This window comes from Herbiconiux sp. FW305-C-125 (assembly GCF_058783455.1).
In genome coordinates this window covers 1-12,917 of record NZ_JBYSYO010000021.1, presented here as the reverse complement: position 1 = coordinate 12,917, position 12,917 = coordinate 1, and the positions used below count along the sequence as shown (strand labels likewise).

14 protein-coding genes and 1 pseudogene are annotated in these 12,917 nt (G+C 64.1%); all 15 read right to left on the bottom strand.

Annotated elements, in window-relative coordinates; translation table 11 throughout:
• Positions 1 to 94 precede the first annotated feature (94 nt).
• Positions 95 to 1,564: a putative type IV secretion/conjugal transfer ATPase gene (locus AC3WLB_RS23985; protein ID WP_432707308.1), complete on the bottom strand. Its 1,470-nt coding sequence runs from the start codon at positions 1,562 to 1,564 to the stop codon at positions 95 to 97.
• Positions 1,561 to 2,055: a hypothetical protein gene (locus AC3WLB_RS23980; RefSeq protein ID WP_139770611.1), complete on the bottom strand. Its 495-nt coding sequence runs from the start codon at positions 2,053 to 2,055 to the stop codon at positions 1,561 to 1,563. Before AC3WLB_RS23980 ends, AC3WLB_RS23985 begins: the two co-directional genes overlap by 4 nt.
• Before the next feature lie 28 nt (positions 2,056 to 2,083).
• The gene (locus AC3WLB_RS23975) at positions 2,084 to 3,529 is read right to left on the bottom strand and encodes an SCO6880 family protein (RefSeq protein WP_079941061.1); all 1,446 of its coding nucleotides are present in this window, start codon (positions 3,527 to 3,529) and stop codon (positions 2,084 to 2,086) included.
• Between the two features lie 9 nt (positions 3,530 to 3,538).
• The gene (locus AC3WLB_RS23970; RefSeq protein ID WP_079941060.1) at positions 3,539 to 4,915 is read right to left on the bottom strand and encodes a conjugal transfer protein TrbL; all 1,377 of its coding nucleotides are present in this window, start codon (positions 4,913 to 4,915) and stop codon (positions 3,539 to 3,541) included.
• 33 nt (positions 4,916 to 4,948) lie between these two features.
• Positions 4,949 to 5,218: a DUF6112 family protein gene (locus tag AC3WLB_RS23965; protein ID WP_079941059.1), complete on the bottom strand. Its 270-nt coding sequence runs from the start codon at positions 5,216 to 5,218 to the stop codon at positions 4,949 to 4,951.
• A gap of 133 nt (positions 5,219 to 5,351) precedes the next feature.
• Entirely contained in the window at positions 5,352 to 5,615 is a 264-nt protein-coding gene (locus tag AC3WLB_RS23960) for a DUF6112 family protein (RefSeq protein ID WP_079941058.1), read from the bottom strand.
• A gap of 6 nt (positions 5,616 to 5,621) precedes the next feature.
• The gene (locus tag AC3WLB_RS23955) at positions 5,622 to 6,290 is read right to left on the bottom strand and encodes a M23 family metallopeptidase (RefSeq protein ID WP_348528108.1); all 669 of its coding nucleotides are present in this window, start codon (positions 6,288 to 6,290) and stop codon (positions 5,622 to 5,624) included.
• 13 nt (positions 6,291 to 6,303) lie between these two features.
• Positions 6,304 to 6,957 carry a hypothetical protein gene (locus AC3WLB_RS23950; protein ID WP_228145544.1) on the bottom strand — a complete coding sequence of 218 codons (654 nt, stop codon included), beginning with the start codon at positions 6,955 to 6,957 and terminating at the stop codon, positions 6,304 to 6,306.
• 107 nt (positions 6,958 to 7,064) lie between these two features.
• Positions 7,065 to 8,123: a ParB/RepB/Spo0J family partition protein gene (locus AC3WLB_RS23945; RefSeq protein WP_079941054.1), complete on the bottom strand. Its 1,059-nt coding sequence runs from the start codon at positions 8,121 to 8,123 to the stop codon at positions 7,065 to 7,067.
• Positions 8,123 to 8,965: a hypothetical protein gene (locus AC3WLB_RS23940; RefSeq protein ID WP_079941052.1), complete on the bottom strand. Its 843-nt coding sequence runs from the start codon at positions 8,963 to 8,965 to the stop codon at positions 8,123 to 8,125. Before AC3WLB_RS23940 ends, AC3WLB_RS23945 begins: the two co-directional genes overlap by 1 nt.
• Before the next feature lie 95 nt (positions 8,966 to 9,060).
• A complete protein-coding gene (locus AC3WLB_RS23935; protein WP_139770610.1) occupies positions 9,061 to 9,543 on the bottom strand; it encodes a hypothetical protein in 483 nt (160 codons plus the stop codon).
• Complete coding sequence (locus AC3WLB_RS23930; RefSeq protein ID WP_079941094.1) at positions 9,540 to 10,241, bottom strand: DUF2637 domain-containing protein; 702 nt, start codon at positions 10,239 to 10,241, stop codon at positions 9,540 to 9,542. Before AC3WLB_RS23930 ends, AC3WLB_RS23935 begins: the two co-directional genes overlap by 4 nt.
• Positions 10,238 to 11,188: a bifunctional DNA primase/polymerase gene (locus AC3WLB_RS23925; RefSeq protein WP_079941049.1), complete on the bottom strand. Its 951-nt coding sequence runs from the start codon at positions 11,186 to 11,188 to the stop codon at positions 10,238 to 10,240. The genes AC3WLB_RS23930 and AC3WLB_RS23925 overlap by 4 nt, the downstream gene beginning before the upstream one ends.
• A 166-nt stretch (positions 11,189 to 11,354) precedes the next feature.
• The gene (locus AC3WLB_RS23920; RefSeq protein ID WP_369691078.1) at positions 11,355 to 11,852 is read right to left on the bottom strand and encodes a helix-turn-helix transcriptional regulator; all 498 of its coding nucleotides are present in this window, start codon (positions 11,850 to 11,852) and stop codon (positions 11,355 to 11,357) included.
• Between the two features lie 632 nt (positions 11,853 to 12,484).
• Positions 12,485 to 12,917, bottom strand: a pseudogene (locus tag AC3WLB_RS23915) (hypothetical protein); the annotation flags it as partial.

The following is a 12,917-nucleotide window of genomic DNA, read 5'->3' as shown; positions in this document are numbered from 1 at the left end:
GCGGTGACCCGACAGCGAGGTAAGACAGGAACCCCGAGCACGAAGAAACGGTCTGAGAAGCGCAGCACTTCTCAGACCGTTTGCGGAGATGAATTCAGCCCATGCGGGTGGTGGTGTCGAACGCTTCGAGTTCAGCAGGATGCAGTTGGTGCTGCGAAACGAAGCTCCTGCCTTTGATCTTCCACAAGCCTTGTCCGACGCCGAGACCGGGCAGCAGCGACTGTTCGGTTCGGGTCAGGCCGAGCGCCTGCGCGGTCGCGCCCAGCTGGTCGGGTTCCTGCCGGTAGATCACCCGCGTCTCGGCGTTTGCGAGCAGCGACGAGGCGAGCGCGCGCATGGCGGAGCCACTATCGCCTACGTTGTCGAGGTCTGAGAGCTTGTGAAAGACCAAGACGTTCGCGATCCCGTAGTGCCTCGCCAACCTCCACTGGCTGTCCATACGTCGAAGCAGCGAGGGGTAGGCCATGAGCCGCCAGGCTTCGTCGTAGATCACATACCGCTGCCCGCCCGCTGGATCGAGCAGCGCACCCTCCATCCACGCCGATGAGCAGGTCATCAGCACCGAGGTCAGTGCGGAGTTCTCGACCATGCGCGACAGGTCGAGGCTCACCATCGGCAGCGACGGATCGAAGCGAACGGTCGATGGCCCGTCGAAGATGCCCTGCAAGTCGCCCGCAACGAGTCGCCTGAGCGCGTGTCCAAGTTGGCGACCGTCTTCTTTGAGCCTGCCGTCAGCATCGCTGCCAGGCTCGAGGATACGGTCGACCACTTGCGGCAGGATCGGGGTGCCGTGCTCTCGCATCACCGCGCCAAGCGCGTGGTCAATGCTGGTGTGCTCCAGAGGGGTGAGGGGTCGTGCGAGCATGGTTTCTGCGAGTGCGCCGACGAGCTCGCGGCGACGCGCGGTGACCTGAGCCGCCCAGTCTTGATCGCTGATCCCTGCCGCACGATAACCCTCATCGAGAGGGTTGAGGCGGTGTGGCAAGCCACGTCCAAGAATGATCGCGCGCCCGCCGACCAGCTCAGCGACGGGAGAGTGCTCGCCTTTCGGATCGCCGGGCACATAGACTCTGCGCCCGAACGGCAGCGCTCTCGTGTAGAGCGATTTCACGAGCGCCGACTTGCCGCTGCCCACGATTCCGGCGATCACGATGTTCGGGGCGGTGATGAGGCCGCGCTGGTAGAGCGTCCACGGGTCGTACACGAACGAGGCCCCGGAGTAGAGATCCTGCCCGATGAACGCACCGTCTGAGCCGAGGCCGGCCTCGGCGAGGAACGGGTATTGCGCACCCAGCGTTGCCGTTGTGTCTTGATGCTTCGGTAGCCGAAATCGGCCAGGGGTGCGCAGCGACTCAGGGTACGGCTCGCCCGCTGCGGGGAGATAGACGGTGTTGCGGCGTTCCTCCCGTTCGGCCTCGCGCCTGGCTCGCTGTTCGGCATCTTCGCGGGCGCGCGCCTCCAGGCGCAGCTGCGCAGCCGCTCGGCGTCTTGCTTTCTTCAAGCGGCGGCGCTCGGCGGTCGGGGCGACGAGCACGCTTGCGTGCAGACGCTCTTCGTCACTCACCGCGATAACCCCGCATCGAGTCTCTGGGGTGCGGCCGTGCGGCCGGGGCCGTGCGCGGTCTTGGGCGCAAGGGTGCCCGAATCGAGCGCCTCCGGCCTGAGGTAGGTGGTGACGCTCGCAGCGGGCGGAGCATCGGGGCGATGTGGGGTCGGCCATTCGAGGAGCGAGAGGTGTTCGGAGGTGCGACCCAGGCGCGTCTCGGCACGGTCGACAAACTCTGCGGCTTGGAGAAGGTCACGGGCTGCTTCTTCGATCACCGCGACACCAGAGACGATGGTGCCGCCGGTTCGGATAATCGCCTCATCGTTGCGGGCGATCGCACGCGACGCGAACCTCCTGAACACGTCGGGCAGCAGCCGAGAGATGCCGAGCAGTTCACGGTTCAGATCGTAGAGTTCACGGGGCGGGGTCTCACGAACGGTGTGGGCGAGGTAACGGAGTGCGTCGTAGGCGGCAGTCGCCGCTTCGCGCGGGGTCTCATACTCAGGCATCAGTGGTGTCCAGTCAGTCAGGGCGGGTTCAGATGGGGCGGGCGAGCGGGAGGGCTGCGGCGGCGAACGCGCGGGCCTGCTGCCCGACCAAGCGACGGCATTCACATGAGGCTTGGATCGCGGCCTGTTCGACCGCCGCGACCGCTGCCTCGAGTTCCTCGCTGGTTGAGGCGGTGACCGAGATGAGGCCGGTGACGCGGGCGAGGCCGTGCCCGGCAGAGAGGTCGGCCTCTTGCTGCATTACGTCGACGTACTCGGCAGCGGTCGCGGCGTCTTCGATCTGCCCGATCTTCTGCCGCTGCGTCTTGTCCGAAATCAGTTCGGTGCGTTTGCGCCGCAGATCACGCGCCGCTTGATCGGCGCGCACCGGCAGGTAGTGCAACGAGAGAGTGCGCAGGATCCCCGACGAGAGCACAAGGGGCGAGAGGAACCCTGGGTAGACCTGGCTGCGCGGCCATTCGCTGACCCACAACACCGCATGATGCGCACTGTCAGACCTGATCGACTCCCACCGTTCAGTGACAGCGACCGGGCCAGCAGTTGCGAGATCGCGCCCAAGTTCGCCGTGACGTTCGAGCGCGGCAGCGGTCGCTGGATCGTAGGCAGCGCGCAGCACCATTGCCACATCGCCTGGGGTAAGCCACCCGTCGACCTGCAGATCTGCGGCACGAACCGCAGCGACCAGGGTATGCATCTCCTGCCGCAGCACCTGCGCAGCCCCGCGCACACCGCCGCCAGCGGTGCGAATCGCGCGTGCCGCGAGGCGCATATCGAGCGAGAGTGAGACGGTAGTGGCGTGCCGTTCCCCGGTGGGACCCGCCCGGTCGATGAGTTCGCCATAGACGGTCGCCGCCCACGACCCGTCAGCGTTGCCGTGCTCCTGCCACCATTGCGCCAGCCCGGTGCCGGAGTCGGGCAGGGTGCGCTCAGACACCTGGATGCGGGCGATCCTCCCCGACCTGCACGCGGAGGCGAGCACTCTGCCCCAACCGTCGACGCGGCGCTGCTGGTCGCCCGGATCGAGCAGCACGAACGCAGGATGAGAGACCCCGAGGATCGCGGTCAAGAGGTGCTGGTGCGGGTCATGGATCATCGCCGCCCCGGTCTCATCGTCCACCCACTCCCGCAACGCGGCAGCATCGCCAGGGAGCGCAAGGGTGCCCTCGGGTCGAAGCCGCATAAGCGCGCGTCGGTACTCGGCCTGCCCACTCGCTTGCTTCTGCCACCACCGCAACACGATGGGTGCCCACTCGACGATCTTCCGCCCGCCAACCGGCACGGTCGCGGTGACAGCGGCAAACCCCCAGACCGGGGCCGTCCAGACAAGCCCCGCACCACCCGTGACGTAGAGGCCGCCAACGGCAGTGACGAGACCGATCCCTAGCGTGACCAGCTGGGGCAGCGAGAGACCGAGCATCACGCCCCGCTTGGTGAGGCGCGAGAACTGCACGGTCGACAACTCGAACTCAGACATGACAGCTCCCTACGCTTTCGGGGTCGAACTATCGCCAGAGTTCGCACTCGGGCCAGGCGGCAGCGCGCGAGGCGGCGGTACCTGCCCGTGGCGTGCCGGAGGCGGATCCGAACTCTGCCCCGGCGTGCTCGCCCCCTCCATCTGACTGTCAGCCTGCTGCGCGACCTGACTGCCAAGCTCCGGGCCGAGGGTTGCAGCCTTCTTCGCCGCTGCCGCACCGAGCGCGATCCCAACACCGATCGGCCCACCCGCAGCACCCGCGCCAACGCCCGCTCCAGTGCCGCCACCGACACCCGCGCTCGCTCCGGTGCCACCACCTGCACCCGCAGCACCAGCACCACTCCCGCTCCCGCCGGTAGGCGTCGGCGCGGGAGGCTTGCCTTTACCGCCGGAGCCACCTGAACCGCCCTCGCCGCCCGAATCGCCGAGAACGCGAGACGGGTTCCCAGGCATCCGATTCGGCACCGGCACCGGCCGGTTGAGCGCCTGCTTCGCTTCGGACTCGGTGGACATGGCGTGGTAGTAGTCGGTACCGAGCCACGAGATCGCCTTATAGGTGATGTACGGGGCGAACGCGGCAACCGCGAGAAGCACAATCCCCGCTAGCGGGTCAGTGAGCGCCTGGATATCGAGGGCGATAGGCACCGAAATCTGCGCGATCGCGACCAACAGGATCACGGTCAACACGAGTTTCGAGACGATGAGCGCGACCACGAACATCAGCCATTTCCCCGCCCACCCGCGCGTGGTATCCCAGGAGAATCCCGCCAGTGCGAGCGGCGCGAGCGCGACCGTCAGCAGGAGCAGGCTCTTTCTCACGAGCAACGAGAACCACACGATCGCTGTCGCCGCGATTGACAGGCCGCCGAGGAACAGCGTGACGATCGCTCCGATACCTGGGGAACCGAGGTTCAACGTAGTCAGTGCGGTGATGAGCATCGTGATCTTGTCGCCCATTGACTGCATCGAGTTCCCGGTCGCTTGCACGACGCCGAGGCACAGCTGATCCACGATCTCTAATCCCAGCGCGACGAGCGAGACCGCGACGAACGAACCGAGGATGCTCTTCCCGAGACCGATCCCAGCACGGGCGAGACCACCGGGTTCGCGTTTCACCACGGCGGTGATGAGTTGGAAGCAAGCCAGCAGCAGAGCGATCATGACGCCGATGCCGAAGATGAGATTGTAGACGCCGACAAACTCGGCACCAGTAACGTCGACCAGCGTGGTCGAGTCGAATACGATCCAGAGGCCCTGGATGAACCAGGCCGCAGTCTGGCCGACACCATCGGCGATCCACTGGATCGGAGCGGTGGCGACCATCGCGGTGGCTTCGTCTCGCACCTCGCACAGCATCGACAGGATCGGCTGCTCACACAGACTCATCGGGAACTCCTTTTGAACCGTCGAACGCGAGGGTCAGACGGACTGGCCCACATCCCAGAAGAAATTGATCAATGTGACGGCGGCCCCACACAAGATCGCGGCCCCGCAGCAGATCAACACGCCAGTTTTCCCGCGCCCGGCCAGATGCGGGTTCGACGAGTTCGCCCCGAACGCCCAGACCACCGCGCTGATGATGAGGCCGAGCGCGGAAAGGATCAAACCGAACGTCATCACCGCGCCGACGATGAGCCGGAGCGCGTCGATGCCGGGAAGCCCGGAACTGTTGGGGTCGATGTCGATCATGGGGAAGCTCCTTAACGGGTCAGGGCGCGGGAAGTGCGTACCCGTCAGGTGCAGGCCATGCCCCGAGAACGAGCGAAGCCCGGCAGCAGACGCGAAGACGCGCCGACTGCCGGGCAGATCCCGAATCGGGTGGTTACAGAGTGGGGCCGTAGGTGAGGAACATATTGGTGATCGCGACAGCGGCTCCCGCCATCACCGCGCCGCCGAGCGAAACGAACACGCCGACCCTGCCGCGCATCGCGGTCTGCGGGTTGCCGCCCCAGGTACCTGCCGCCCAGGCGACAGCGGAGACGATGAACATGAGCACGCTCACCACGAGCACGATCATCAGTGCAGCCCCTATGGCGTCCTCGAGAGAGCCGAGGTCGAGCGAGCCGAAGTCAGGAAACACATTCATCCGGCCTTACCCCTTTGCTGCGGCTTCGGCATTGAGGTCGCATCCGGCGAGCGCGGGAGCATCGGTGCCGATGCCGGAAAGGTCGATAGCTCCGTGGGCGGCGAGCCACGGCTCAGGATCAATCGCTGCGGCGCGAGACCCGCCGGGTCGCACTTCGAGGTGCAGGTGCGGGCCGGTTGACCAGCCGCTCGATCCGACATCGGCGATGTGCTGGCCAGCGACGACGGTATCCCCGGCGTTGACGTGGATGCCGTGCGCCCACATATGCACATAGGCGGTCGCGACGGTCTGCCCGTCAATGGTGTGCTCAATCGTGATGAGGCCACCCCAGCCGCCATCCATCCCGGCGAACGTCACATACCCGTCAGCGACCGCCATGATCGGGGTGCCGTCTGCGGCGGCAAGGTCGAGGCCGGTGTGCGTGCGCGCCTCACCAGAGATCGGGTCGATCCTCGGCCCAAACTGGCTCGTGCGAACCCAAACGCCTCTCGCCAGCGGAAACACGATGCTCTTCGTCTCGGCCGGCCTCTCGGGTGCCAATGCCTCACCGCCCCCAGAAGTGGTGTCGGTGCGGGTGAGACAGGCCTCGCCGCCGGGAACCGCAACCAGCACAAGAGCGATGAGGCCGAGGCCGGGGAGCAGCGCGAGGGCGGCGAGGAACGCGAGAATCTTCACAATGCGATCCCGCTCATCGCAGTGGTTTGTCGAGCACGGTCAAGCGCAGCAGACGGCACTGTTCGTACGTCGGCTCGCAGGCGATGAACATGGTGAACGCGACTGGATGCTCAGTCGCGACCTCTTTGCCCTCCCATACCCCGGTGCGGTGCCTGGTGCCGTCGACGGTGTAGGCGATGGTGCCCGGTAGCAGCGTGCCCTCGCGTGCCTGCCGCTCCACCTCGGCCCAGGTGTCGGGCACACCGATCTGGTCGATCACGAGATGCTCCCGCGTCTCGTACCGTTGCAACTCGATCCACGCCGCCCGGTTCGGTACATAGGCGGCGAGGTCGGTGGCGAGGCCGTCTGTTTCTTCGTTTGCAGGGTCGGAGGCTTGATCGAGCATCGCCTGCACATAGTCGGTCGGCTGATACCCGTCTCGGGTATCCCACGCGAACAGGGCGAGCGCCGCAGACTCCGCGAAGCGATCAGCATCTCCGGTCTGTGCGACCGTGCCGAAAGGCGCAGACCGACTCGTGGGGCGCTCAGCGGTGTCGCCTGGGTCGGGGGCGACGGTCGAGCCGACCATCGGGGTCGGCTCGTCATCGGGTGGGCCGAGCAGCAGCCCGATCGTGGCGATGATGAGGATGAACAGGAGCCCGGTGCCGAGCACCGTGGCGACGATCATGCGTAACCGGCGCGCCCGCTCAGGATCAGCGGCCGGTTGCTGCGGTGAGGGAGTACGACGTTTCATACCGCACAGGTGCGAGACCGCACCCCGAACACCGGCTTGGGTCAGGCGGCTGCGCGTGCTTCTTGGAGTTCGGTGGCGAAGCGCATGGTGCCCTCAGCGATAGAGACGAACAGATCGAGCTGCTCGCCGGAGAGCTCTCGCACCATCTGCTCGACGCCGTAGTGTCGCCACCAGCCGTCGAGTTCGCTCCAGGTTGCCCAGAACGCGCGGGAACTGCGCAGCTTCGGCATCTCATCATCGGCTGTGAGCGCAGTGCGAGGGGTGGGGCGGCGCTTCGACCCGCTGCTTCCTTTCACTCGTTCGAGGGCGGCCTGGGCGAGGCGTTCCATCTCAGCGGCTTTCAGATCGGCCTGGCGGGCGCGAGCCGCCTCACGGCCTGCGCTTTCGCGCACGCTCTCAGGCTGGGTGGGATCTGCCGCGATGCGGTCGAGTTCGTCAAGCGATAGGGCGGCGTTCATGCGCTGATGCGAGGCCAGTACCCCGGCACCATACCGAATCCGGACGAGCTCGGCCTCGGCCTGCCCGCGAACCGCCGCCGAGACGGTGCCGTCAGCGGCGAGGTCTTCGATGCGGTTCACACGTTCGAGCATCTGATGGGAGTCACGCCCGGTCACCATGCGGGCTGCCTGTTCGCGTGCTTTCCCGTATTCGCGCGCCTCTGACGGTGGTGGTGAATCACCACCACCGGAGATTCTGGCGAGTCCAGGCTGCGCTCCGAAGCGAGTAGCGGCCTGCCGCAGCGCGGCTTCTTCCTCGAGCACGGCTTTCAGCTCGCGGTAGAGCGCCGCAGCTTCCAGGGTGGTGAGGGGCTTGTGTAGGGCATGATCGGCGTGCTCGCTGAGCAGTTGCCCGAGCCGGTCGGAGAGGCCTGATCGCACCCACACGTTGATCGTGCGCCAACCGAGTTTCCGTGCGGCAGCGACCCGGCGCACCCCGATCAGCACGAACCCTTCCGGGGTAATCGTCGGCGGTTGCAGCAGCCCGTGTTCAGAAAGCGACTTCGCCAGCAGGTCGAGATCTCCGAGGTCGCTGCGATGCCGGGTGCCAACCAGGAGCGAGTCGAGCGCCCGATCCAACTGAATCCCATACTGACCGCTCATCACGCACCGCCAGGTTTCGGGGCAGACTCCACGATCTGCCGCACCAGGTGCTCGTCACTCAGCAGTTCGGGAAAGCTCTCACCGATCACGATTCGCATGAACAGGCCACGGCCCGCGTTCGTTGCCGCGTAAGCAGGGTTCTGAGTGCCCAGCAGCACCGCGACGACGGTGTTCCAGGCATCTTTCGTTACGTCCAGGAGCGCGAGGGCGAGACGGTCTCGGCGCAGCACGTCGAACGCGCTCGTGCGGCTCCCGAGCCTTTCAAGGCCTTCGTAGATGTACCAGATCACATTCCGGGCCGTTGATTCAGGCCAACAGAGCCGCGAGAACAGGAACACTGCCTGCTCGATCATGGTCACCTCGGGAGAAGGTTCTTCTTCGCCTGCATCCTCAATGCGGGGCTCACCGACTTGGAACGCTGGGTTCCATTCGAGCAGCGCCTGGTCGCGGTCTGCGAACCGTTCCGCATCATGATTCGCGGAGACCTCAGACTTTCGAGCCTTATCGACCGAGCAGAGCAGCCCCTGCCCGCGCTGCTCATAAATGCACGTCAGCCGCACCGCCTCGGTCACCACGGCCCAGGGGTTGTCGGCGCGGGCGGTGCCAGGTTTCCGCATCGCCTCGAACGCGGCGGTCACCGCCTCCCAACGGTCGAGGCCGTACTTGCGGGCAAGACGCGCATACTTGCCTGCGGTGAACTTCGCGAGCTCATGCGCCTCGGTGTCATAACGCCACGCGCCGGGGCCGGCCTCCTGCAAACGAATAAGCAACGCCCGCAGCCCCTCCGGGGTCTCGAACTCGTGATCCTCGGGCGAAGCAGCGGCGATAAGTGATCTGGTCATGATGGCGCACCTCCTGCAAGAGACGTGCGATCCTCATCCCGAACGAGCAGAACCAGTCTGAGAGCGATACCGTGCATGATCCATCACCGTCACCATCAGCCCCGAGAGATCGTTTCGGGTTCGGGCATCGAGCGGTGCGGTGCATCCTGACCAAACGGGTTCATCGGAGCGAGATGCCAGGTGCCCTCACGCATCTCCCGATGGAAGTCTCCGACCTTGCCTCGGGCACGCTCCGAGAACGCGGCAGTGAGATCCATGCCGCGAGCGGTCACCCTCGCCCCGGCCTCCGCGAAAAGGTCGGTCGGACGTTTCCACGCCACCCGCACCCCGGCAGGTTTCTCCGGTTCCGGGCCGACAATATCGGCAGGATCATCCGTTGCGCGAGGATCGAAGCCGCCATCCAACTCGAGCGCATCCTCGACCACTTCGGCGTCGTAAATGAGTTCAGGGGAAGGTGTGTGCCGGGTGAGTTCAGCGTCTTCGATCAGCTCGGCCTCGATGATCTCTTCCTTGGTGTAGAGGTCGAGATGGGGTGGGAAACGATACGGCGACATCGCGCCGGGCGGTGGGGTGGTCATGATGGGGTCTCCTGTTCTTCGACGGGTTTGAGAAGCCAGCGGCCGACGGTGCTGCGATCAACACCGAACAACCGGGCAATCTGGGAGTTGTTGAGGCCGAGGCCACGCAGCGTTGACGCCACGGTGCGCCGCTCTTCGGCATTGACCTCGGCAAGTGGAGCCTCACCGTCAACCTCGGGGTCGGGCGCTGGCTCGTGAGCCTCTGCCGCCCGTAGTTGTGCGGCTGCCTGCGCGGCTTCAGCATCGACAGATTCATGATGGGCGGCGGCCTGGAGCACGGTGCGTGATTGACGAATCAAGATCGCCGTGAGATGCGTTGACGCGACGAGCACGACTGGAGGTACGGAAGCAACCAAAGCAGCGATCAAGTCGGGCACGTCGGGGTCTGCTGCAACGAGCGCGTGTACTGCGTTCGCAGCGACCGAGACACCCGCGCCGAGAACGAGCAGCAGCCACGGATACCAGACCACCCGTGTACCAGCCAGCGCGAACACTGCGAGCGTCGCCACGACGATGATGCCGTCTACGATCAACGGCCACAGCCACGCCAGATCAGGGTCGATGCCGCTGCGCGCGGCGAGGCCATGCAGCGCGGTGAAACTGAGGATGAACGCGGTGGCAGCAAGGAGAATCGTGCCCGCTTCAGCAGCGAAAACCGCGACCCGCAGCACCCGGAACGAGATACGCGCGGTATTCATGAGCGTACCCACCCGGCATCGCCATACGAATGGCCCGCGCGAGGAGATCCCGGCATCGCTGAGCGGGCCGACTGCGGCGACTGTTGCTGCCCGGTGGTCGGGTGTGCTCGTTCCCACGCGGAGTCGATCGTTCGCAGAATCTCCCGCTCACCAAGCCCCGCTTGCTCCGCTGCGGGGAGCAACACCCTCACGATGTCGGCCTTGGCGATGCCGTCCTCGGTCATCCTACAAGACATGAAGTACAACGCCCAGTTCCGGTTCCCCTCGGGCTGCGCCGCCACCCATCTGGCCCGCCCAGCATCACTGTTTCGCGCTTCACGAGGCGTGCTCGGCACCGGGCGGGCGCGGGCAGGCTTAGGCGGTGCGAGCAACTCGAGCAACCGCTGCGCATCCACCGGAGCGGTGGGGGCTGGGCTGGTCGAGCGCAGCACGTATGCGCCGAGTGTCCCATCTTTCTGCCGTACCCTCGACGGTGGCACGAGCACATACCCGCCATCGCCACGAAAATCGACCTGCGCAGACGCCGCCTGCCAGATCCGTTGCGGCCGATTCGGGTCGGCAGGAAAGTAAATGTGCAAGCCGCCTGAGGGCGTCTCGACCAACGAGGACCAGCCGCTCAGCAGCCCGGCATCACGAGCGCGACCGAACGACAGAAGCCCGGTGTCGCTGTCGCTGTGACGATCCACATCCACGACATCAAGACCCGACGCCGCACCGGTCGGCACGGCTAGATTTGCGTCAGGCCACCGACGCCACCAGGTTTCAACCTGCCGAACATCGACGGTTGCTGCCGTGAAACCGCCTTTCACTATTGGGCGTTTGAATCCAGACGCACATGGAAAGACGGGCACTCCATGTCTGGCAAGATACATCGCAGCGGTAGGCAGGCCACGGACAGTGCCCAACAGTCTGCCGAGCAGCATGAGCCGTTGATCGAGATCATTCATGTTGCTAACTCCTTCTCACCTTGAGTACTGGCGATAAGGTGCGACGAGGAGAACAGAAGACGCAAGTGACGTTCGGAGGGTACCGTTCGTCAGGCGTAGCAGTGACCCCGACACTATGGAATATCTGGCTTACCGCTAATCACTTCCAAGATGGAAGTGTCCTCTTTCAAACTGCCTCGCTACGGGCCCCAAGACCAACGATTTCGGCCCCCAAAGTCACAGAAGTATCACGCCTACGCGCGATCCGATATTCGTGAGGCGAGACTTGCATAACTGTACGAAAAAGCTTCGAGGCATGCGAACTACTTCTCCATCCGACAAGATGAATGCAATGCTCGACTGTGCTGTCTGTCTCCTGCAGCAACCTTGCCAACATCTCAACCCGGATCAATTGCAATCGGGTCCTTGGCGGATAGCCCCAGGCTCGAGTGCACAGTGTAGAGAGATGACCCGGCGAGAGACTAACTCGCCTGGCCAGCTCTCTAAGTGTCCACTCAAATTCGGGCCTCTCACGCAGGAGCGTTTCGACCTTTAGTACCTCAGGTCTGATCGGCGTCGGGCGCGTCGCACGGAGCCTTTGGTCGGACCCGGCGGGCGGAAATGCCTCCGGTCCACCAATACTGCGTGAAATTGCGTTTGCAAGGGTGAACCAGTGTGCCTGCATCTGGTTTGAATGTATGACAAAATCACTCGTTCTGCTCAGCGCAACCATTCCGTCGAGAATCGGTGCCAGTTTCTTAAGGCGTTTGCCAAGCCGCACGATAATTCGCATGTCACCGTATAAACGTTCAGCAAAGACGTGCGCCTCTGCGCGGTGAGAGAGTCGGCCGCGATACTGCCAATAGACTAGATCAAGCGCATATTCTGGGTCTAAGTAGATGCATGTAATTGAGGCTTGGGGCACCGGGACCACATGGAATACAGTCTCTGCGGGGAGAACTGTAATGTCACCGGTGTGCGCAAGGGTTTCATAGTTGTCAACCAACACGCGTAAGCTACCGCTTCGGACCGCAACAATCTTGATTTCACGGTATGCGGTTCTCTCGGTTGCTGATTTCAGGACATGATGCCGGGCCATGAGTGGAACTCTCGTTTCCACCAGTAAAACGTCCTTGCTCCGAGGTGAACTCTTCACCTGTGTCGGCCACGGCGATAGTGTGGGAATCGCACTAGATGGTTAGAGATAGGAAATTCCTACCCGCCCGACGCCTACCGCTATTGGTTCTCTCCTATGTTATTTCTATGCATTGAACATGCAGACTGTATTGCGGTAATAACACTTTTGAGTAACCTTGACTAGCGTCCGGTTTCATGTTGCAAGTGCTCTTCTCGCTCTGCTGAGGCGTGATCTGCTGCGGCATCAAAAGGTGTCATATCGGTTTCCTGGCGTACCGATCCGACTTCGATTTCCTTGCCTTTGAAGAATCCTGGGTTTATGAGGGAGTAGATCACCATTAGTATGATGCCGCCGCCGATAATGGCGACGCCGGCGACGAAGACGACTCCGACGCCGCCATCGGTAGAGCCGTCGGGGAGGGTGGTGCTGAAAAGCATGTTCCCGGACCCGAAGTCCGGGTCGGTGGCGGAGTCGTAAAGCGTCTTGACGAACATGACGACGAGCGCGATACCGCCGAGGAGCGGGAGAAGGAAGCGTCGGAAGAAGTTCCCGATGCTAGCGAACCAGGTGCCGCGGAAGTACCAGAACGCTGCCAAGCCGGTGATGCCGTAG